This window comes from Nocardia sp. TBRC8007 (assembly GCF_056629435.1).
In genome coordinates, this window is sequence record NZ_JBWSOR010000001.1 from 80505 (window position 1) to 101217 (window position 20713).

The 20713-nt window shown below is 63.3% G+C and carries 17 protein-coding genes and 2 tRNA genes; 11 read left to right on the forward strand and 8 right to left on the reverse strand.

What is annotated here, in order from left to right:
- Positions 1-298: 298 nt before the first annotated feature.
- Positions 299-772, forward strand: a complete 474-nt coding sequence (locus ACX4ZE_RS00335; RefSeq protein WP_480271210.1) for a ribose-5-phosphate isomerase — start codon at positions 299-301, stop codon at positions 770-772.
- A gap of 24 nt (positions 773-796) precedes the next feature.
- Positions 797-1609 carry an Fpg/Nei family DNA glycosylase gene (locus ACX4ZE_RS00340; protein WP_480271211.1) on the forward strand — a complete coding sequence of 271 codons (813 nt, stop codon included), beginning with the start codon at positions 797-799 and terminating at the stop codon, positions 1607-1609.
- A 32-nt stretch (positions 1610-1641) separates the two neighbouring features.
- Here the strand turns inward: ACX4ZE_RS00340 and ACX4ZE_RS00345 are convergent, their stop codons facing one another.
- Positions 1642-2592, reverse strand: a complete 951-nt coding sequence (locus tag ACX4ZE_RS00345; RefSeq protein ID WP_480271212.1) for a GGDEF domain-containing protein — start codon at positions 2590-2592, stop codon at positions 1642-1644.
- 541 nt (positions 2593-3133) lie between these two features.
- Between ACX4ZE_RS00345 and ACX4ZE_RS00350 the strand changes: the two genes are divergently transcribed.
- A tRNA-Gly gene (locus ACX4ZE_RS00350) sits at positions 3134-3207 on the forward strand.
- A gap of 966 nt (positions 3208-4173) precedes the next feature.
- Here ACX4ZE_RS00350 and ACX4ZE_RS00355 read toward each other — a convergent pair.
- A complete protein-coding gene (locus ACX4ZE_RS00355) occupies positions 4174-5250 on the reverse strand; it encodes an NAD(P)-dependent alcohol dehydrogenase (RefSeq protein ID WP_480271213.1) in 1077 nt (358 codons plus the stop codon).
- Between the two features lie 172 nt (positions 5251-5422).
- On the opposite strand from ACX4ZE_RS00355, the gene ACX4ZE_RS00360 reads away from it, so the two are divergent.
- The gene (locus tag ACX4ZE_RS00360; RefSeq protein WP_480271214.1) at positions 5423-6085 is read left to right on the forward strand and encodes a TetR/AcrR family transcriptional regulator C-terminal domain-containing protein; all 663 of its coding nucleotides are present in this window, start codon (positions 5423-5425) and stop codon (positions 6083-6085) included.
- Positions 6086-6228: 143 nt separating this feature from the next.
- A tRNA-Pro gene (locus ACX4ZE_RS00365) sits at positions 6229-6302 on the forward strand.
- 139 nt (positions 6303-6441) lie between these two features.
- Here ACX4ZE_RS00365 and ACX4ZE_RS00370 read toward each other — a convergent pair.
- The 3 genes from ACX4ZE_RS00370 to ACX4ZE_RS00380 form a co-directional block, all read right to left on the reverse strand.
- Positions 6442-7014: a cysteine hydrolase family protein gene (locus ACX4ZE_RS00370; RefSeq protein WP_480271215.1), complete on the reverse strand. Its 573-nt coding sequence runs from the start codon at positions 7012-7014 to the stop codon at positions 6442-6444.
- Between the two features lie 166 nt (positions 7015-7180).
- Entirely contained in the window at positions 7181-7549 is a 369-nt protein-coding gene (locus ACX4ZE_RS00375) for a hypothetical protein (RefSeq protein WP_480271216.1), read from the reverse strand.
- 483 nt (positions 7550-8032) lie between these two features.
- The gene (locus ACX4ZE_RS00380; RefSeq protein ID WP_480271217.1) at positions 8033-10516 is read right to left on the reverse strand and encodes a phosphoketolase family protein; all 2484 of its coding nucleotides are present in this window, start codon (positions 10514-10516) and stop codon (positions 8033-8035) included.
- A gap of 210 nt (positions 10517-10726) precedes the next feature.
- On the opposite strand from ACX4ZE_RS00380, the gene ACX4ZE_RS00385 reads away from it, so the two are divergent.
- From ACX4ZE_RS00385 to clpX, 5 genes are all read left to right on the forward strand, one after another.
- Positions 10727-11296 (forward strand): FKBP-type peptidyl-prolyl cis-trans isomerase, encoded by a 570-nt coding sequence (locus tag ACX4ZE_RS00385; RefSeq protein WP_480271218.1) that lies wholly within the window; start codon positions 10727-10729, stop codon positions 11294-11296.
- 241 nt (positions 11297-11537) lie between these two features.
- Complete coding sequence (tig, locus tag ACX4ZE_RS00390; protein WP_480271219.1) at positions 11538-12923, forward strand: trigger factor; 1386 nt, start codon at positions 11538-11540, stop codon at positions 12921-12923.
- Positions 12924-13159: 236 nt separating this feature from the next.
- Complete coding sequence (locus ACX4ZE_RS00395; protein ID WP_480271220.1) at positions 13160-13747, forward strand: ATP-dependent Clp protease proteolytic subunit; 588 nt, start codon at positions 13160-13162, stop codon at positions 13745-13747.
- Positions 13748-13815: 68 nt separating this feature from the next.
- Positions 13816-14484: an ATP-dependent Clp protease proteolytic subunit gene (locus ACX4ZE_RS00400; RefSeq protein WP_480271221.1), complete on the forward strand. Its 669-nt coding sequence runs from the start codon at positions 13816-13818 to the stop codon at positions 14482-14484.
- Between the two features lie 489 nt (positions 14485-14973).
- Entirely contained in the window at positions 14974-16254 is a 1281-nt protein-coding gene (gene clpX, locus ACX4ZE_RS00405; protein WP_480271222.1) for an ATP-dependent Clp protease ATP-binding subunit ClpX, read from the forward strand.
- 209 nt (positions 16255-16463) lie between these two features.
- Here the strand turns inward: clpX and ACX4ZE_RS00410 are convergent, their stop codons facing one another.
- A complete protein-coding gene (locus ACX4ZE_RS00410; RefSeq protein WP_480271223.1) occupies positions 16464-16841 on the reverse strand; it encodes a nuclear transport factor 2 family protein in 378 nt (125 codons plus the stop codon).
- Between the two features lie 447 nt (positions 16842-17288).
- On the opposite strand from ACX4ZE_RS00410, the gene mihF reads away from it, so the two are divergent.
- On the forward strand, positions 17289-17603 hold the full coding sequence (mihF, locus tag ACX4ZE_RS00415; protein WP_480271224.1) for an integration host factor, actinobacterial type: 315 nt from the start codon (positions 17289-17291) through the stop codon (positions 17601-17603).
- Here mihF and fdhD read toward each other — a convergent pair.
- Positions 17567-18415 carry a formate dehydrogenase accessory sulfurtransferase FdhD gene (gene fdhD, locus ACX4ZE_RS00420; RefSeq protein WP_480271225.1) on the reverse strand — a complete coding sequence of 283 codons (849 nt, stop codon included), beginning with the start codon at positions 18413-18415 and terminating at the stop codon, positions 17567-17569. The two genes, mihF and fdhD, sit on opposite strands and share 37 nt — an antisense overlap.
- A complete protein-coding gene (locus tag ACX4ZE_RS00425; protein WP_480271226.1) occupies positions 18412-20706 on the reverse strand; it encodes an FdhF/YdeP family oxidoreductase in 2295 nt (764 codons plus the stop codon). Before ACX4ZE_RS00425 ends, fdhD begins: the two co-directional genes overlap by 4 nt.
- Positions 20707-20713: the final 7 nt, after the last annotated feature.

Consider the following 20713-nt stretch of genomic DNA (forward strand, 5'->3'; position numbering starts at 1 on the left):
GGTGCTCGAGGAAGTTACCGGATACGCGCCCGAGAGATGTGGCTGTTCATAAGGTGCGGCGGGAGTGCCCCACCCACCTTGCCGGGCGGATGGTTCGACCGGTCGGCCCGACGCGTCGTGCGGTTGGGATTCGTGCGGCTGCATGATGTGAACTCTATTCAGGTGCCGAGGCAGGCCGGGGCTTATGGCAGCACCACTGCCCAGTGACGGGGCACACAGTTGGAGATACGTTGGTGGACCGTGGTGTGTGACTGCCCGGTTGCCCGGCACATCATGGTGGCCTGACACAATGCCTTCCATGCGCGTATACCTGGGTGCCGATCACGCCGGTTTCGAATTGAAGAATCATGTCAAAGCTCATCTGGAGCAGGCGGGTCACGAGGTCGTCGACTGTGGCGCGCTCGAATACGACGCACTCGACGACTACCCCGCTTTCTGTATCGAGGCGGCCCGCCGTACCGTCGCAGACCCCGGCAGTTCGGGCCTGGTGTTCGGCGGCAGTGGCAACGGTGAGCAGATCGCGGCGAACAAAGTGCCCGGTGCTCGTTGTGCACTGGCCTGGAGTGTCGAGACCGCGAAGCTTGCCAGGGAGCACAACAACGCGCAATTGATCGGTATCGGCGGTCGGATGCACTCCACCGAGGAGGCGCTGGCCATCGTGGACGCGTTCCTGGCCGCTTCGTGGTCAGGCGAGGAACGACACCAGCGGCGCATCGATGTGCTGGCCGAGTACGAGAGGACGGGCGTCGCGCCCGCGATCCCCGCGTACTGAAGTACCCTGCGGCAGTAGCCGATTGTGCCGGAAGGACATACGCTGCACCGTCTCGCACGGTTGCATCAGCGTCGCCTCGCAGGCGGTGTGGTTCGGGTATCCAGCCCACAAGGCACATTCGCCATAGGGGCGGCCCGGGTGAACGGCCGAGTGCTGATCAAGGCCGAAGCGTGGGGCAAACATCTACTGCACCACTACGATTCGGGTCTGGTTGTGCATGTGCATCTGGGACTGTACGGTACGTTCGCCCAATCCGAGTTACCGATGCGGGAACCGGTGGGGCAGGTCCGCATGCGCATGATCGGGGAGCCGGGTCCGCAGCCCGGTTTCGGCACCGATCTGCGTGGCCCGACGGTATGTGAGGTCCTGCTCGTACCAGAGGTCGCCGCACTCACCGGGCGACTCGGTCCGGATCCGCTGCGCCCCGACGCCGATCCGGATCTGGCCTGGCGACGCATACATCGTTCCCGTAGGCCGATCGGCGCGCTTCTGCTGGACCAACAGGTGGTCGCCGGAATCGGCAACGTCTACCGTGCGGAGCTGTTGTTTCGTCATCAGGTTTCACCGTATCGTCCCGGCGCCGCGTTGTCGGCCACCGAATGGGCGGCGATGTGGACCGATCTCGTCGCGTTGATGCGCATAGGGGTGCGCGTCGGAAAGATGGTTGTGGTGCGGCCTGAACACGATCACGGTGAGCCCGCTTATGCGCCCGATCGCCCGCGCACCTATGTCTATCGTCGACAGGGCGCTCCGTGCAGGCTGTGCGGTACACCGATTGCCCATCAGGTCATGCGGGCCCGAAACCTCTTCTGGTGTCCCACCTGCCAACCGGGCTGAACCGACCCACCACCCCTGTATGGCGATGTCGGTCAGCCCGCGACGGCGGTGTCGATATCGGGTTCGTTCGCGACGGCGAATCGGTGCCCGCCTGCCGTCTTCGCGGAGTACATCGCATGGTCGGCGCGGCGGAGCAGGCCGGTGAAATCGAATGGGCGACCTGGCGGGTTATGGGCGGTGCCGACACTGGCCGATATCGGAACCGGACCCGCCGAAGACCAGACCGGGTCACGTAACGCGGCCACGATCCGGTGAGCGAGTTCACCGAGTGTATTGCGGTGTGCGTTGATCGCGAGCACGAACTCGTCACCGCCGTATCGGCAGATCACCGTGCCGGGTGGGCAAGCTTCGCGCAGCCTCACCGCCAGCTCGACCAGCACTTCGTCGCCGATCGCATGTCCGTATCCATCGTTGATCTGCTTGAACCGGTCCAGATCGATCAGCAGCAGTCCGACGCCGCGGACCGGATCGGTGGCCATCAGCCGTGCCTTGTCCTGTAGCAGTGTTCGGTTGGCCAGGTCGGTGAGCGCGTCGTGGGTGGCCTCGTGGCGTAATCGATGCTGCAGCGCGGCGATTTCCTGCACTCGCAGCGACACCTTGGCCGACAGGTTCTGTTCCTGCTGTGCCAGTGCTCGTTCCTGTAGCGCTTGGGCGTAACTGTCGATGGCGTGGCCTGCGATGAACGGCCACCGTGTGGCCACAAGTGAACCGGGCGCGCCGGATGGAAAACCGAGGAGCCACCGCGTGGCCTGTGCCAGCATCCGGATCCGGTCGAATGGTGTTTCGGCGAGCCTGGCTCCGAGCATCCGTGCTTCGGGCACCGGGAACGGCTCGGATCGAGCGAGTACGAGCAGACGTTCGACGATCTCGAGTAGCGCCGGTTCCAGCTGCTGAGGCGCCACGCCTGAACCGGGCTCGGCGCAGACCGCGCGGGCCCATGCGCGAGCCATGCGCGCGACCGGGGGCTCGATGTCGGTCGGCATCGGACTCACCCGGCGTAGATGCCGTCGGTACCCAGATGTCCTGTGCTGACACAGGTGCTGGCATCACCCGGTTCATTCCCACTGCCACGTGGTCGTGTCCGCTTGGTTCGGTGCATGTTCACCGCCCCCTTTCCCGATCCCCCCGTCCGGCACAAAGGATCCTAGCAAGCCACTCGACATCCAAAAGTGGCGTATGACAACGGTTATCGATGACTCTTGAACAGTGCGTCGGGTCTGTGTTGGTCCCGCCGATTCGGTGATACACCCGAATCTTGTTCACCGCAATGCCATGGCGTGCCCGGTGGGTGCGCCTTACTCCGATGTGCGTGGGTCGCGCGGCTCCGATGTGCGTGGGTCGCGCGCCGGAAGCTAGGCGTAATGCTTGCTCTCGGCTGCCACTCGGTGCGATGCTGCCCGGCTTGTTTTGTCCGCGTACCGACAAGAGCATGCTGCTCACCAGCTGATTGGCATTTCGGGTGCCTAGTTCGGTAGAGTCGGGTCGCATGCGGCATCGTGGCGATCCCATCGGTGTCGTTTGCTCGCGGGTGTAGTTCAATGGTAGAACCTCAGCCTTCCAAGCTGATGGTGCGGGTTCGATTCCCGTCACCCGCTCCACGGAAAACACGTCCGCACGGACTACGGGGTATCGGACAGATCCGTAAACCAACCACTTTCGAGAGTGGCTGGTCGCGAATTCGAAATCCCTTTCGGCTCGAACGCCTTCCGCTTGCCCCTAGGCGTCCGGGGCCTAACGGCAGGCTCCTTTTCCGATCTGCGACCCTTGCCGAAACCCCCTCTCAGTCAGGGCTTCGTGCGCACTCGCACCCCGGTCCGCCGAACCTGGGTGTGATGCCAGGTATGATGCTTCCCTTCGCTCCGGATTCTGGTGTGATGAAGCGGCTCCCGCTTCGTCTCCACCGTACTCAACTGAGGCAGAACAGGGGAGCGATTGACGCGTCAGTTATCGCCGATCAGGCGATCGTGGCCACGGTATCGACGCACACGCCTTCAGCCACCCAGAACCGAAGGAAACCAGATCATGAGCGCGTTCGCGCCTATCGTCGAGTAGCTCGTACGTTCAATGAGCGTATGCCCGCGTCGCGTAATAAGCCAGCAGTGACCACTCCAGAAACGATCGACCACGACCGGCTGCGGACCAGTCGACAATACGCAGACTACCTCGGCGTGAAAGTCACCACCTGGAACGCGTACGTCAGTAGACCAACCAAAACTCACCCCGCGCCACGTCCGCCGCCTGATTCGACAATAAGCCGTTCTGGGATTGCGAGGTCAACCGGACCAGGCCCGGAGACCCGATCAACAAATAGATCCGCCCGCCACCACAGTCACTCCGAAAGAGACCAACCGCGCTCGTCCACGCCGGAACAGCTGCCGCAGCCGCATACCCATGCTGCCCGATCGGACAACGCTTCGGCATGATCGGCATCCTCGGCGAAGGAAGAAGGAAGCGGCAGGAGGTCAGGATGGTTCGGTGTTGTGACGAATCCTCGAACCCGCGGACCCCTGGAATCCGCCCATCGGATTCCAGGGGTCCGTCATGTGTCGAGTCGACGACCGAGACTACGCCTTGGTGGTATTCAGTTCGACGATGATCTTGCCGCGAGTACGTCCAGAGGCAAGATGGTCCATCGCGGCTCGAATGTCGGTGACCGGGTAGATAGTGTCGATGACAATGCGCAGCTGTTCCGATGTCACGAGCTCGGCCAGCAGCGCCAGGTCCGCTTGCCGCATGTCGGCCAGGAACGGCCGACCCCGTTGAGTGGTAGCGCCGAAGTAGAGCAGAGCCTGGAGCATGCGTGCGACCGGCCCGAGGATCGTGTTGCTCTTCGGGCCGCCGACAAGGACATAGGTGCCGGTTGATGTGAGGATACGTCGGCACCTGGCGAGTGCGCGGTTGCCTTGGTTGTCGAGTATGACGTCGTATCGCGTCTCGGTCTCGGTGAAGTCGGTGGTGGTGTAGTCGATGACATGGTCGGCGCCGAGTGATCTCACCAGCTCCACATTTCGGGAACTGCAGACTGCTGTCACCTCGGCACCGAGCCATTTCGCGAGCTGGACCGCCGCAGTGCCGACCCCGCCGGAGGCACCATTGATGAGTATGGACTGGCCCTGTTGTAGTTCGCCTTTGTCCCGCAGTCCTTGTAGGGCGGTGACGCCGGTGATGCTCAGGCCTGCGGCTTCAGCGAAGCTGATTGTCGCGGGCTTGGGAACCAGATGCTCGACCGGAGCGACGACGTACTCGGCATACGCCTGCGACGCTGAGCCGAAGACCTCGTCACCTGGCCGAAATGTGGAGACTCCTTTGCCGACCGCGACGACCTGGCCTGCGAAGTCCGATCCGATGACTGGCACTGTGGGCTTGCGGATTCCCGCCTGCGGGCGGGTCAGCCACGGCGTGCCGGTCATCGCATGCCAATCGAGAGGATTCAGCGCGGCAGCCTCGACCGCGACGAGCACCTGGTCGGGCGCGGGGGACGGGACCGGCGCTTCGGTGATATTCAGCACGTCGCTATTGCCATAGCGGTGCCGCGCAACGGCCTTCATGATCGTGGGGGCCGCTGTGGTGTGTGCCGCGCCGGTCGCGTCGCCGGTAGGGCGCGCATTCGGCCGGGTCTTGGGGGTGCCGGATGGGCTCATGGTGACCTCGCAGGGAATCGGTTCAGATGGCGCCGGTTTGTCGGCCTGCAATAGACAAAATTGGGCGTTTTGTCTGTTTTTAGTACGCTGTACGGATTAGGCCGTACGTCGTACGATAAACTCAGGCGGTACTGGCGTCAACCCCTGATCCGATCCAAGCCACTATGAACTCATGCCACCTCGCTCGCCTGCCCCCAAGCGCACTCTTCTTCGGTCGCGAATCCTCATGGAAGCGGTCGCTCTTGCCGACGAACTCGGTGTCGACGCGCTCTCGATGCGCAAACTGGCCGACCGGATGGGCGTCGGCACGATGTCGTTGTACACCCACGTGGCGAACAAAGACGACCTTGTCGAAGGGATCGTCGATGTGGTGATGCAGGAGATCGATGTACCTGTGGTCAACGGAGATTGGCGTCAGTCGATCCGCGACAGCGCTGCGTCCGCGTATCGTGTGCTGCTGGCTCATCCTTGGGCGGCGGGAGAGTGGACCAAGCGGGTGCCAGGTCCGGCACGGCTGCAGTTCATGGAAGCGATCCTGGCGACTCTCACCCAGGCCGGGTTCGATGCGAGCCTGGTCTACCGGGGCTATCACGCGATCACGATGCACATCGTGGGATTCACCATCCAGGAACTCGGTTATCGAACAGCAGGCGGTGACACCGGACTCGCAGACCTGGCGGCGGGCTTCCTCGATTCGCTCACCGATGCGAACTTGCCCCACCTGGCCGTGCATGTTCGCGCCCATCTCGACGCACAGGACTATGGTGACGAGTTCGGCTTTGTGCTCGGTCTCCTGCTCGAGGGGTTACAGCGAGAGCACATCCGGCGGAAGTGATTCATGCGGTAACGACCGGTGTGCCTGCCGGGAGGGTTTCGGACCGGAGGCGCTGGGGGATGAGCGTTCGGTTCCCTGTGCTAGAGTGCCGCGTGACATAACGCGAACGGCCAAAGCCGGCGGCGATGTCGTCATGAGGAACACGGGGTGTAGCGCAGCTTGGTAGCGCATCCGCTTTGGGAGCGGAGGGTCGCAGGTTCAAATCCTGTCACCCCGACAATCAACTTCGCGCTTCCGCCCTGTTCAGGGGCCTTGCAACAAGGTTGGGCAGCTTGCCGGATCGCTTTTCGATACCGAGGCTAGTGCGATTCGAATGGGTTCGCGACAGCGATTCCGAGGTGCGGCGTGATGGGCTTTCAAGTGCTGGTGGGAAGTTGTTGGGATGCGAGCGCGTCGAGAACCGATTCCGATCGGATCAGTTGGCGACTTCCGATCAGTCGCGCCATCAGAGTGAGTGCCGATCGATGCATCTCTGCGGCGGGGTGGCGGGTCGCGTTCGACGCGCAAGCGTCTTCGATGACCCACGGCGTATAACCCGTGTCGAAAGCGTCGAGAGCCGTCTTCAGCACACACCCATCAGTGGCGATTCCACATAGGTAGACATCGGTGTAAGGCGCCAGTAGTGCGGCGCCCTCTTCTGTGAAGGTGGTGTAGGTAGTCTTGTCGAGCACCGTGGCGTTGACATGGTTGGAGTAGGGGGCAATCTGTTCGGCCAGGTCGGTATCCGGAGGCGTCATCAGGCCGCGCCAATCGACAAGACGGACATAGGGTGACTTGTCGTAGTTGTGGTACCGGGTGAGCACAACGTCCCCGCCAGACCTGATCCACGCATCCGTGATCGACTGGATAACGGGAATCACATGGCGTGAATGCTCATTCACAAATCCATTCTGGACGTCGATTACAACGAGTGCGGCCCGGGACTTCATATGGCTCCGATCTCTCGATGTATCTATTGCGTTCGCCAGATGTTCGGGCAGCGCGATCATTTCCCGCATGGCTCGGTGTGCGCCGGACTCCCGCGGCTCGGTGTGAGCAATCGAGGACGAGCACCGGGAAGCCGCGTTGTGAACGAGTCAGCACAGGTTTACGTGATTATCGGCACCAGGAAGCATGAGGACGGCACACGGTGTAGCCACTGCCATCCGGGCGGGCCACTCTTGTCCAGATCGGGCTACCAGAATCGCCACCGGCGACCGAGGCGCCCGGCGCGGGCTGGTTGCGCTGCCGGTGGTAGTTCCGGAAAGCGGTGTCGTGCTCGGTGGCGTCCAAAAAATTGTTGTCCTGGTGGTGGAAGCCCATGGGGTCGATGTGGTGCCAGCCAGTGGTGTCGCCCGAGCTGTTGTGCGGGTTCGACGTGTGCGATTGGGCGATCGCGATGCCCGCGCCGCTTGCGACAAGAGCGCTGACGGTCGCGGCGCAGGCGAGCAGCTGTCGGGTGGCATGGGTCATGCCGACGTTCATGGCAGGTCTCCGTTCGCATTCGGTGTGCACGCGGTTGTCATACGTGGTGGTGCGGATATGTCGAACGTCGGTGGCCTGGAGCGCCGTCCGGAGCGGAGCGGAAAGAGATCGGGCGGCGTCCGTCGCGATCATGTCGGCCGTGGAGCAGTGTCGATCAGCTCGATCCCAGAGATCAGGATGAGAGGGTCCGGCCGTAAAGTCAGTGGCGGACCGGGCATGCGGAGCGCGTGATCATAATGCTATACCGGGTCCGGGCAATGCTTCGATCGGCGCCGATGTTGTCGGCACAGCCGCTGTCGCACGCGCGATCGGCAGTGGACGTTCAGGCAGGCGTCCATCGCTGTGATTCCGAGATGCCGGAGTGGCGTGGCGGCATGTTCCTGGTCACCGGCTGCGTGCGGACGAGAACACCCGATGAGCGGCTCGAAGGCTCGTCCGCTGTCGGGCTGGGCCTGCAGGGCGAGTGTTGCGCGGTATATGCGCTCAGCCGCGCGGGTGCGGCCAGGTCCAGTTCGCGACCTCGGGAATATCCGCGCCGTGCTCCCTGGTCCATGCGCGTGCGGTCCAGCGTGCGTCGACCATCTCTTGCCGTAGCCCAGCGGCGCGCTCACCCAGGTTCGGTACGCGGTCGATCACATCCATCACCAAGTGGTAGCGATCCAGGTCGTTGAGCATCGCCATGTCGAATGGGGTGGTCGTGGTGCCGCACTCCTTATAGCCGCGCACGTGCAACCCTGCGTGGTTGGTGCGCCGATAGGTCAACCGGTGGATCAACCACGGGTAGCCGTGGAAGGCGAAGATCACCGGCTGGGCGCGCGTGAACAGAGTGTCGAATTCGCGGTCGAGTAGGCCGTGCGGGTGCTCGTCATGGGGTTGCAACCGCATCAGGTCGACGATATTGATGACCCGGACGCGCAGTTCGGGCAGTCGTTCCCGAAGAATCGCCGCTGCGGCGAGGGTCTCCAGAGTCGGCACGTCGCCAGCACAGGCGAGTACCACGTCCGGAGCGGTGCTGATCCCATCACGATGGCCCGCCCAATCCCAGATACCGATACCACGTGCACAGTGCTCGGCAGCCTCCTCCACCGACAGCCAATCGGCCTGCGGCTGTTTGCCCGCGACCACGACGTTCACGTAGTGCCGCGACCGTAGGCAATGGTCGTAGGTAGACAGCAGGGTATTGGCATCCGGCGGCAGGTACACCCGCACGATGGAGGCCTTCTTGTTCAGCACCACATCCAGGAAACCTGGGTCCTGGTGGGTGAATCCGTTATGGTCTTGGCGCCAGACATGTGAGGAGAGCAGATAGTTCAGGCTGGCGATCGGTCTGCGCCACGGCACCGCCGCACTGGCATCGAGCCATTTGGCATGCTGATTGAACATGGAGTCCACAATGTGGATGAATGCCTCGTAGCAGGTGAACACACCGTGCCTGCCGGTAAGTAGATAGCCCTCGAGCAAGCCTTGACACATGTGCTCGGACAGCACCTCGATCACCCGGCCGGTGCGGTCGAGTTTCACATCACGGGAGTCGATGTCGGCCTGCCAGTTGCGGCCGGTGATTTCGAGGATGTCCTGCAATCGATTGCTGGCCAGCTCATCGGGCGCGAAGGTGAGGAAATTGTTCGGGTTGTTCCGGGTTACCTCGCGCAGCCAGCCACCGAGCACCCTGGTCGCCTCGTGCTGGGACGCGCCAGGTGCGTCCACCTCGACACCGAACTCGCGCCAATCCGGCAGGCGCAGATCGCGAACCAGCGCACCGCCATTGGCGACCGGATTGGCGCTCATCCGCAGGTTGCCGTCGGGTATCTGATCGCGCAGCTGGGCCACCGGCTCGCCGGTCAGGTCGAATAATTCTTCTGGACGATAAGACCGCAACCACTGTTCCAGGACCACACGGTGATTCGGGTCGGTGCGCGCGGCGGGTAACGGGACCTGGTGTGCGCGGAAGGTGCCCTCTACCCGGTCGCCGTCCACCAGTGGCGGGCAGGTCCACCCCTTCGGGGTGCGCAGCACGATCATCGGCCACGCGGGCCGTATTTCATCGGAGCCGCCGCGTGCGGTGCGCTGGACCTGCGCGATGCGCTCCAGGGCAGTGTCCATCGCCGCGGCCATGGCTTGGTGGACCGCTGTGGGGTCGTCGCCTGCGACGACGATCGGTTCGTATCCGTATCCGTGCAGCAGCGCGAGCAGCTCCGGCTCCGGGATACGCGCGAGAATGGTCGGGTTGGCGATCTTGTACTCGTTCAACGCCAGGATGGGCAGCACAGCGCCGTCGCGCGCTGGGTTGAGGAACTTGTTCGCATGCCAGCTGGTGGCCAGCGGTCCTGTCTCCGCCTCGCCGTCGCCGACCACGCAGAACACGGTGAGATTCGGATTGTCCAGTGCGGCGCCGAATGCGTGCAGCAGCGAGTACCCGAGTTCACCGCCCTCGTGGAAGGAACCCGGTGTCTCCGGAGCACAATGGCTCGGCACGCCGCCGGGGAAGGAGAATTGATGAAACAGCGCGCCCATACCGGTGGCGTCCTGCGGGATATGGCTGTAGAGCTCGGAATAAGTGCCCTCCAGCCACGCGCACGCGTTCGGGCCAGGCCCGCCGTGTCCTGGGCCTGCGACGAAGGTCGCGTTCAGGTCGCGCTGCCGGATCGCGCGATTGGCATGTGCCCACACCAGATTCAAGCCGGGCACAGTGCCGAAGTGGCCGAGCAGGCGAGGCTTGATGTGCTCGGGTCGCAACGGTTCGCGCAGCAAGGGGTTCGCCAGCAGATAGATCTGGCCGACCGCGAGGTAGTTGGCAGCTCGCCACCAGGCGTCGATCGCGGTCAGCTCGTCGGTGGCCAAGGGCCCGGGCGCGTCCGTGAGTCGGTAGGGACGCGGGGCAACGGTTTCCCCGCCGGTGCTGCCGACATTGTCGGCCGAAGTGTTGTCGATCGAACTATCGCCACCTACCTTCGCCGTGTGGGTCATGCGCCGGCTCTCCTCACATTCATGACATCAGGGACAGTGCTGCCGCTCCGGCGCTGTCCCTGGGTGTGCGCGGTTGGTTGATCGGAATCGGCTACGCAAGATGGGGAATTCACTGCTAGCGTAGTGGCAGGTCCGCTGCTGTGTGCGGTATGAGCGTGCTGTGCGGGATCCTGTCTCGTCCGGTGTGCACATGTGGTCTAGGGTCCGCGCATGCACATTTTCGGAAGGATCATAGGGATCGGTGTCCTTACCACGACGACGATCGCACTGGCGGCGTGCGGTTCGGACAACGAGGCGTCGGACACGACGGCTGCGACCGCCGCGGCATCTCTTTCCGTGGCGCAGCGCCAGGGCACACCGAGCAAGGGCCGAGAATGCGCTGCCGAGGACATCCGGGTGACCGGTGACTTCGGTACTGCCCCGACGATCACCATTCCGGATAATTGCGACCCGCCCCAGCAGTTGATCGTCAAGGACCTGACCGCGGGCAGCGGACCTGGCGCCGTGCCCGGCCAGCGGCTGAGCATGAACTACGCATTGGTCACCTGGTCGGACAAGAAGACAGTGGATAGCTCGTTCGCTCGCGGCGAACCGTTCCAGCTCACTCTCGGCGCAGGCCAGGTCATCAAGGGTTGGGACCAAGGTCTGATCGGCATCACCCAAGGCACGCGCCGGCTGCTGATCGTGCCCCCGGAACTGGGCTACGGTGCGGGCGGTCGCGGCATCGCGCCGTACGAGACGCTGGTTTTCGTCACCGATGCGGTCTCGGTCGGGGATTAGCCGCGACCATCACGGTCACCGCCGAGTGCAGGCCCGCTCGGCCGGTCAACTACCCTGGTCGGGATGCATGGCATGCGTCGCATCCCTCATCACCCCGGCCGAGGCCAGGACCCGGTTCGGATCAGTTCCGGTGAGGAGTGCGATGCCAGCACAGGTCCGCTTCGCCTGCCATCTCGGTCCCCGGGGTGCGGCGAGTACACCGAACGTCAACCGATACGAACAACGAACAAGGAGCATGTCCGTGAAGAGCACCGTCGAGCAGCTGAGCCCGACCAGGGTCCGGATCAATGTCGAGGTGCCCTTCGAGGAGCTGAAGCCGGATTTCGACCGCGCGTACAAGGCACTGGCCAAGCAGGTTCGCATCCCAGGCTTCCGGCCGGGTAAGGCGCCCGCGAAGCTGCTCGAGGCCCGTCTCGGTCGCGGTGCGATTCTGGAGCAGGTCGTCAACGACGCGCTGCCCGGTCGCTATAGCGAGGCCGTCACCACCTCCGAGGTGAAGGTCATCGGACAGCCCGAGATCGAGATCACCAAGATCGAGGACGGTCAGGAGCTGGCTTTCACCGCTGAGGTCGACGTGCGACCAGAGCTCGCTCTGCCGGATTATGCGAGCATCGCGGTCACTGTCGATGCCTTCACCATCGACGACGAGGACATCGAAGAGCAGTTGCAGTCGCTGCGCCAGCGTTTCGGCACTCTGACCGGCGTCGAGCGCCCGGTACGCGAGGGCGACTTCGTCTCTATCGACCTCTCGGCGACCGTGGATGGCGTAGAGGTGGCAGAGGCCTCTACTACCGGCCTGTCCCATGAAGTCGGCTCCGGTCAGCTCATCGAGGGACTGGACGAGGCGCTGATCGGCTTGGTGGCCGGGGAGTCGAAGGATTTCACCTCGAAGCTGGTCGCGGGCGAGCACGCCGATAAGGAAGCGGTCATCACCACCACCGTGCAGACTGTCAAGGAGCGTGAGCTGCCCGAGGCCGACGACGAGTTCGCTCAGCTGGCCAGCGAATTCGATACGCTGGAGGAGCTGAAGGGCGACCTGCGTACCCGCGCCGAGCAGGTCAAGAAGGTACAGCAGGCGGGTGAGATCCGCGACAAGGTGCTGGAGACTTTGCTGGAGCAGGTCGAGGTGCCGCTGCCGGAGGCCGTGGTGCGTGCCGAGATCGACGCGGTGACCCATGATGCCGTGCACGGTTTCGAACATGATGAGGCGAAGTTCTCCGAAGCGCTCACGGCACAGGGCAGCTCCCGCGAGGAATTCGACGCCGAGACCAAGGAGTCCGCCGAGAAGTCGGTGCGAACTCAGCTGCTGCTGGACGCGATCGCCGAGGCGGAAGGCACCCAGGTCGGTCAGGAAGAACTCACCGAGCGGATCCTGTTCCAAGCGCAGCGCTACGGCATGCCGCCGGAACAGTTCATCCAACAGGTACAGCAAGCGGGTCAGCTCGGTGCGGTGTTCGCCGACGTGCGCCGCGGCAAGGCGTTGGCAGACGTGGTTGGTAAGGTGACCGTCACCGACTCGGCGGGCAACCGGGTGGATACCGCCGAAATGTTCGGCGCGCCCAAGGATGCCGCAGACGAGGAAAATACCGAGCAGACGGCTGTGGCGAGCACGGTGAGCGCGGAATAATTCCATGGAAGGACGGTGTGATCAGCGCCCGAAGGGTGCGCTGATTGCGCTGTGAGCGAAGAAGGGCGGTACCGGGAGTTCGGTGCCGCCTTGCTTCGTTAATGTTTGTGACGACAAGTTGGAATACGCCTTGTCCTGTAGGGCGCCGCGTATCCGACCAGTGATGGCTATGTGGTAATCCGCAACGAGCCGGTGAGAGAAGGCAGGTATCCGTGACAATCAACCAGGCAGGGGTCATGACAACTGCGACTGCTGGTCTCAACCTCAGTGATTCAGTGTACGAGCGCCTGCTGCGTGAGCGCATCATCTTCCTCGGCACCCAGGTGGACGACGACATCGCGAACAAGCTGTGCGCGCAGATCCTGTTGTTGTCCGCCGAGGACCCGAGTAAGGACATTTCGCTCTACATCAACTCGCCGGGCGGTTCGGTGACCGCGGGCATGGCCATCTACGACACGATGCAGTTCGCCGAATGCGATATCGCCACCTATGGTATGGGCCTGGCCGCATCAATGGGGCAATTCCTGCTCACCGCGGGCACCAAGGGCAAGCGGTTCGCGTTGCCGCATGCGCGGATCATGATGCACCAGCCCTCGGCCGGCATCGGCGGTTCGGCGGCCGACATCGCGATCATGGCCGAGCAGTTCGCGCATACCAAACGCGAGCTGAACGAGTTGCAGGCGCGGCACACCGGCAAGTCCGTGGAGCAGGTCACCGCCGACGCCGATCGGGACCGCTGGTTCACCGCGGTCGAGGCCAAGGAGTACGGCTTCATCGATCATGTGATCAGCCACGCGAACCAGGCCAACGGCACCGAGAAATAACGCCCCGGATTATCCACAGGCCCCGGACGGTCGAACGTCCGCCCGCCGCACCGATTTTGGAGACGAAGATGGCCAATCTGATCGACCCGCGCGCCGGCCTGTCCGGCACCGCCGCGCCGAGCCCGCAGGCGCGCTACATTCTGCCGTCGTTCATCGAGCACTCTAGCTTCGGCGTCAAGGAGTCCAACCCGTACAACAAGCTGTTCGAGGAACGCATCATCTTCCTCGGCGTGCAGGTGGACGACGCCTCGGCGAACGACATCATGGCGCAGCTGCTGGTGTTGGAGTCGCTGGATCCTGACCGCGATATCACCATGTACATCAACTCCCCTGGTGGCTCGTTCACCTCGCTGATGGCCATCTACGACACCATGCAGTACGTTCGTGCCGATGTCGCGACGGTCTGCCTCGGTCAGGCAGCCTCCGCCGCGGCCGTACTGTTGGCCGCGGGCACTCCTGGTAAGCGGGCCTGTCTGCCCAACGCGAGGGTGCTCATCCACCAACCGTCGCTGGAGGGCGGTATTCAGGGACAGGTATCGGACCTGGAAATCCAGGCTGCCGAGATCGAGCGGATGCGCCGCCTGATGGAGACCACCCTCGCGCGACACACCGGCAAGGACGCCGATACCATCCGCAAGGACACCGATCGCGACAAGATCCTGACGGCCGAGGAGGCCAAAGAATACGGGATCATCGATACTGTGTTCGACTATCGCAAGCTCAGCGCGCGGAAATAACGCGCGCACCCGCCGTTTCCCAGCGACAGGGGTGAGTGCCGACTCCCGGCGGTATTTCACTCCTATGATGCTCCACGACAAGGAGTTCAGATCGAGCGGCATGCGCGCCAGGCACGCCACGCCGAGAGCTTGCCGCCCAGCCGGTTCGCTTCCGCGTTGCCCGCGCCGCGGTCCGAAGAGCAGTTCGGGCCGCGGGTAGGGTATGGCGAGCGTCGATCGTCGCCACGGCGCTAGGGCAGTGGGTTGTCGGATTGTCCGCTGTGGTGGTGTCGCTCGTATGCGGTGGCGACAACTCACGCGAGAAACATGCGCGAGTTGTCGACCTCGATCCCGCGCACCGGGTACGGTCGACCTAGGGGCCTGTGCTCCCGGTTGACAGCACTGTCCACCAGCTTCGAACGGCCGATGCGGGTGTGGCTGTGAAAGCGAAGGACGGCTGGCAACCTGGATGGACGGTTGCATGCGGACAAGGAAGTAGGAACCCACGAGATGGCGCGCATTGGAGATGGTGGCGATCTGCTGAAGTGCTCGTTCTGCGGAAAGAGCCAGAAGCAGGTCAAGAAGCTCATTGCGGGACCAGGGGTATACATCTGTGACGAGTGCATCGATCTCTGCAACGAGATCATCGAGGAGGAGCTCGCCGAATCCAGTGAAGTCAAGCTCGATGAGCTGCCCAAACCTGCCGAGATCCGGGACTTCTTGGAGAACTACGTCATCGGGCAGGACACCGCCAAACGCACGCTCGCTGTGGCCGTCTACAACCACTACAAGCGCATCCAGGCCGGCGACAAGGGACGAGACAGCCGCGGCGAAACCGTGGAGTTGGCCAAATCGAATATCCTGATGCTCGGCCCCACCGGCTGTGGCAAGACCTATTTGGCTCAGACGTTGGCGAAAATGCTGAACGTACCGTTCGCCATCGCCGATGCCACCGCGCTCACCGAGGCCGGATATGTCGGCGAGGATGTCGAGAACATCTTGCTGAAGCTGATTCAAGCCGCGGACTACGACGTCAAACGCGCCGAGACCGGCATCATCTACATCGATGAGGTCGACAAGATCGCTCGTAAGAGCGAAAACCCCTCGATCACCCGTGATGTCTCCGGTGAGGGTGTGCAGCAGGCGCTGCTGAAGATACTGGAGGGAACCCAGGCGAGTGTGCCTCCGCAGGGCGGGCGCAAGCACCCGCACCAGGAATTCATCCAGATCGATACCACCAATGTGCTGTTCATCGTGGCAGGCGCGTTCGCGGGCTTGGAGAAGATCATCTCCGATCGCACCGGCCATCGTGGTATCGGGTTCGGCGCCGAAGTCAAGTCCAAAGCCGAGATCGACACCACAGATCACTTCGCCGATGTCATGCCGGAGGACCTGATCAAATTCGGTCTGATTCCCGAGTTCATCGGTCGTCTGCCCGTGGTGGCCTCGGTAACCAACCTGGACAAGGAATCGCTCGTCAAGATTCTCTCCGAGCCGAAGAACGCACTGGTCAAACAGTATGTCCGGCTCTTCGAGATGGATGGGGTCGATCTCGAGTTCACCGACGACGCGTTGGAGGCCGTCGCCGATCAGGCTATCTTGCGCGGTACCGGCGCGCGTGGCCTTCGAGCGATCATGGAGGAAGTCCTGCAGCCCACGATGTACGACATCCCGAGCCGCGACGATGTCGCCAGGGTGGTTGTCGACGCGGATACCGTCAACGACAACGTTCTGCCAACTATTGTGCCGCGTAAGACACAGCGGGCAGAGCGCAGGGAGAAGACCGCGTAGACGGTGGCGGTGACCGGGTTCCGGTCACCGAGGACAGCGACATCGCGGGTAGCGGCGGCCGCGCGGTAACGGCTTTGCCGACTATGGTTTCGTGAACCGCGTTGGCGGCGAAAAGTTTCGGGCAATCGGCGGTGTCGAAGAAAGTTTCAGGTACCGTGCGGAACTCTACGCACGGTACGACCTGGCGACCGTCTTGTCGGTAGCGCTGGTTACTCGGGCTCGCTCCGCATGTCTCCCTGGCCCCAATAGGCGCGCATACTGGTGATCCGGCCCTCGGTGTCGAACTCCATCACATCGATCGGCGACAGTGCGAAGTGCTGCCCACCCCCCTTGGCGACGAGAGTGAACGGGAACGCGGCTTGATTGCCTGCGATCCGGATGTCTTCGGATCTCAGCTGAGTCTCCCGATCCAGTGCGCCGATTGCCTGGTAGAACTCGCGGATGGCCGTGTGGCCGCGCCGGACCGGGGTGCCGACCGGATCCTCTACGGTCGCATCGGGTGCGTACAACTGGACGATGTCCTCAACAGGGCCAGTGCCGACCAGCTTGACGTATTGCTCGACCACATCGCGGATTTCCTTGGTCATCGAGCCTCCTTCAAATTGGAACATGTTATAGTATTGAGCCTAGCAAGTTCGCGAGTTCGGATCGACTTCTTCGGATGCGGATGGCCGCCCCGAGTTAACACTGCCCGCGCTTCTTCCGAAATACTCGGTGTCAGTGTCAGGTGAATCCTGGAGGGTCAACGGCGACCCTCCAGGATTGGCGGCTGTCAGTCCCGCTCGAGCACCGCGACAAGTTCTGCGTGGTTGCGGCATTGCTATGGGCGCTTCGTTGTCGCAGTGTGATATCCGCTCGTTGGTCGTGTCGCTACCAGTCTTGGCGGGATCTGTGCGCGGAAGCTGGATACGAGGGGAACTCCTCGCTATTTCCGCTGCTTGTGCCCGGTGTGTCGAGCTTCAGCTCCCGGCGCTGTGATGTTTACTCGGTCCGGTCAACCAGATGTCCGAGTGACGAGTGGAAGCGGAGGAGACATGGCACTGCCTACCATGACCGCAGAGCAGCGCACCGAGGCCTTGGCCAAGGCGGCTGCGGTCCGCAAGGCACGCTCCGAACTGATCGGCAAAGTGAAAGCGGGCAAGGTATCGGTCGCGGATCTGCTGAAGAAGGCAGAATCCGACGAACTGGTCAAGAAGACCAAGGTAGCTGCCGTGATCAAGGCCTTGCCCGGTGTCGGTCCGGTGAAGGCGGCCAAGCTGATGGATCAGGCGGAGATCCCAGAGGACCGCCGGATCGGCGGACTCGGTGCGCGTCAGCGTGCGGCGCTGCTCGAGGCGTTGAAGAGCTGACTGGTGCGGATCCGCTCGTCTGCGGTGTAGACGTTCATGGTGTCGCCGCGAAGGAAGCCGAGCAGTGTGAGCCCGGCGTCGGTGGCGAGGTCGACGGCGAGTGAGCTCGGCGCCGAGACCGCGCCGAGTATCGGGATACCAGCCATGACGGCCTTCTGTACCAGCTCGAATGAGGCGCGCCCGCTCACGATCAGCACTAGATCGTGAGCGGGGATATGGGTTTCGCGCAGCGCCCAGCCGATCACCTTGTCCACTGCGTTGTGCCTGCCGATATCCTCGCGTACTGCCAGCACTGTGCCCTCGGCGGTGAACAGCCCCGCGGCATGCAAGCCACCGGTGACATCGAATACTGACTGGCGGTCGCGCAGCGCGTGGGGCATGGCGATCAAGGTGCGGGTGTCCACTATGGGATGGTTTTCGGACAGCGGGAATCGGGTGCGGGTACGTACCTCGTCCAGAGCGGTCTTGCCGCACAGGCCACAGGCACCTGTGCTCGGGAAGGCGCGGGTCGGCACCGGTATCGGGGTGCGCAAGGTGATGTCGAGGACGTTGTAGGTATTGCGGCCATGGCCGTCGGTGCCCGCGCAGTAGCGGGCGGCCACGACATCCTCCGTGGCGCCGATCATGCCCTCGCTCAACAGAAAGCCATGCGCCAGATCGATGTCGTTGCCCGGTGTGCGCATGGTGACCACCAGCGGTTGCCCGTCGAGACGGATCTCCAGCGGTTCTTCGACAGCGAGTGTGTCCGGGCGCTGGATCTCTCCGTTGGGCGAGATCCGGCGCATCCGACGGCGGGCGGTGACCCGGCTCATGCTGTGCTCGGCTCTAGCCGGATGACGACTGCTTTGGAGACCGGGGTATTCGATCGAGCCGCGACATGGTCCAGCGGCACCAAGGGGTTGGTCTCGGGGTAGTAGGCGGCGGCATTGCCGCGCGGGGTCGGGTAGGACACCAGACGGAAGCCTGTGACGCGACGTTCGGTGCCGTCGGTCCACTCGGAGATCACGTCCACCCAGTCACCATCAGCGAAACCGAAGGTGACGATGTCGTCGGGATGGACGAGCACCACCTTACGGCCGCCGTGTACGCCGCGGTAGCGGTCGTCGAGGCCGTAGATAGTGGTGTTGTACTGGTCGTGGCTGCGCAAGGTCTGCAGGATCAGCCTGCCTTCGGGTACCGGAGTCCAGGTCAGTTCGTTCACGGCGAAGTTGGCCTTGCCGGTGTCGGTGCGGAATTCCCGGCGATCGCGTGGTGGGTGTGGTAGTCGGAAGCCGTTGCGCTGTCTGACTTTTGCGTTGTAGTCCACGCAGCCGGGCACGACCGAGGCGATGGCATCGCGAATGGTGTCGTAGTTCTGCGCGAACCGCGCCCACGGTACGGGATGGTCTGTACCGAGCAACCGTTGTGCGAGTTCGCAGACGATCGCCACTTCACTGCGGAGCTGATCACTGACCGGCTTCAGCCGTCCGGTCGACAAGTGCACCATCGACATCGAATCCTCTACCGACACCTGTTGTCGCACCCCGGCGCGGAAATCCGCATCGGTGCGGCCGAGCGTGGGCAGAATCAATGCGGTCCGGCCGTGCACCACATGGCTGCGATTGAGCTTGGTGGAGACCTGCACAGTGAGTACACAGCTACGCAGCGCGGTCTCGGTCACCGCTGTATCAGGAGTGGCGGAGACAAAGTTGCCACCCATGCCGACAAAGGCTTTTGCGCGGCCTGCGCGCATGGCCCGAATGGCCGCCACGGTGTCGAAGCCGTGTTTGCGCGGGCTGGTGATACCGAATTCGCGGTCCAGGGCATCGAGGAAAGTGTCGGGCATTTTCTCCCAGATCCCCATGGTGCGGTCGCCTTGGACATTCGAATGACCGCGCACCGGGCAGACCCCCGCGCCTGGTTTGCCGATCATGCCGCGCAGCAACAACAGGTTCGTGGCCTCCTCGATCGTGGCCACGGCGTGCGTCTGCTGGGTGAGGCCCATCGCCCAGCAGATGATGATGGCACGCGACCGGGCGAACAACTCGGCGGTGTGCTCCAGTTCGGCCATGCTCAGGCCGGTCGCGGTCAGTACAGTGGAGAATTCGACCGCACGGATATTCTTCTCGTATTCGACGTAGCCGGCGCAGTGCGCGTCGACGAATGCCCGGTCGAACACTGTCCCCGGTGCGCGATCTTCCATTTCCAGCAGCAGACGGCCGAGCGCTTGGAACAGCGCCAGATCACCGCCGAGGCGGATCTGTAAGAAGTCGTCGGCGATAGGCACGCCGGTGGTAATGCCTTTGACGGTCTGCGGATCGCGGAAGCCGAGCAGCCCGGTCTCCGGCAGCGGATTCACCGCGACAATTCTGGCGCCGCCTGCCTTCGCCGCCGCCAACGCGCTCAGCATGCGCGGATGATTGGTGCCCGGATTCTGGCCCGCGACGATGATCAGGTCCGCTGCTCGGAAGTCATCGATCGATACCGACCCCTTACCGATCCCGATCGAGCTCGACAGCGCGGCACCGGAGGACTCGTGACACATATTCGAGCAATCCGGCAGGTTGTTGGTGCCGTAGCTGCGTACCAGCAGTTGGTAGAGGAACGCGGTCTCATTGGCGGTGCGGCCGGAGGTATAGAAGATCGCCTCATCGGGCGAGGCCAAGGCGTTCAGCTGCTCGGCGATCAGCTGATACGCCTTGTCCCAGGTGATGGCGCGGTAGTGGGTGTCGCCGGGGTGTAGCACCATCGGATGGGTCAGTCTGCCCTGTTGGCCGAGCCAATACCCGGACTTGGTGCTCAACTGGGCGATCGAATGCGTGGCGAAGAACTCCGGAGTGACGGTGCGAAGCGTGGCTTCCTCGGCAACTGCTTTCGCGCCGTTCTCACAGAATTCGGCGGGCCTGCGGTGGTCGGTCGGCTCGGGCCAGGCGCAGCCGGGACAGTCGAAGCCGTGCACCTGGTTGAGTCGGGCCAAGGTGCGCGCAGTGCGGATCACGCCCATCTCCTCGACCGAGCGTTTCAGCGCCACGGCCACGGCGGTGACGCCCGCGGCTTGCTCTTTGGGCGGCGTTACGGTCAGCTCGGACTCGTCGATGTCGCGGCTCGGTCCGTTGAGGTGCATATCGCCA

What these genes read in the sequence shown, in the direction of transcription:
- mihF (WP_480271224.1), top strand. Translation starts at nt 17,289, where the DNA reads ATGGCACTGCCTACCATGACCGCAGAGCAGCGCACCGAGGCCTTGGCC.
- ACX4ZE_RS00360 (WP_480271214.1), top strand. Translation starts at nt 5,423, where the DNA reads ATGCCACCTCGCTCGCCTGCCCCCAAGCGCACTCTTCTTCGGTCGCGA.
- ACX4ZE_RS00385 (WP_480271218.1), top strand. Translation starts at nt 10,727, where the DNA reads ATGCACATTTTCGGAAGGATCATAGGGATCGGTGTCCTTACCACGACG.
- clpX (WP_480271222.1), top strand. Translation starts at nt 14,974, where the DNA reads ATGGCGCGCATTGGAGATGGTGGCGATCTGCTGAAGTGCTCGTTCTGC.
- ACX4ZE_RS00410 (WP_480271223.1), bottom strand. Translation starts at nt 16,841, where the DNA reads ATGACCAAGGAAATCCGCGATGTGGTCGAGCAATACGTCAAGCTGGTC.
- ACX4ZE_RS00370 (WP_480271215.1), bottom strand. Translation starts at nt 7,014, where the DNA reads ATGAAGTCCCGGGCCGCACTCGTTGTAATCGACGTCCAGAATGGATTT.
- ACX4ZE_RS00355 (WP_480271213.1), bottom strand. Translation starts at nt 5,250, where the DNA reads ATGAGCCCATCCGGCACCCCCAAGACCCGGCCGAATGCGCGCCCTACC.
- ACX4ZE_RS00395 (WP_480271220.1), top strand. Translation starts at nt 13,160, where the DNA reads ATGACAACTGCGACTGCTGGTCTCAACCTCAGTGATTCAGTGTACGAG.
- ACX4ZE_RS00400 (WP_480271221.1), top strand. Translation starts at nt 13,816, where the DNA reads ATGGCCAATCTGATCGACCCGCGCGCCGGCCTGTCCGGCACCGCCGCG.
- ACX4ZE_RS00375 (WP_480271216.1), bottom strand. Translation starts at nt 7,549, where the DNA reads ATGAACGTCGGCATGACCCATGCCACCCGACAGCTGCTCGCCTGCGCC.
- ACX4ZE_RS00335 (WP_480271210.1), top strand. Translation starts at nt 299, where the DNA reads ATGCGCGTATACCTGGGTGCCGATCACGCCGGTTTCGAATTGAAGAAT.
- ACX4ZE_RS00425 (WP_480271226.1), bottom strand. Translation starts at nt 20,706, where the DNA reads ATGCACCTCAACGGACCGAGCCGCGACATCGACGAGTCCGAGCTGACC.
- fdhD (WP_480271225.1), bottom strand. Translation starts at nt 18,415, where the DNA reads ATGAGCCGGGTCACCGCCCGCCGTCGGATGCGCCGGATCTCGCCCAAC.
- ACX4ZE_RS00380 (WP_480271217.1), bottom strand. Translation starts at nt 10,516, where the DNA reads ATGACCCACACGGCGAAGGTAGGTGGCGATAGTTCGATCGACAACACT.
- ACX4ZE_RS00345 (WP_480271212.1), bottom strand. Translation starts at nt 2,592, where the DNA reads ATGCCGACCGACATCGAGCCCCCGGTCGCGCGCATGGCTCGCGCATGG.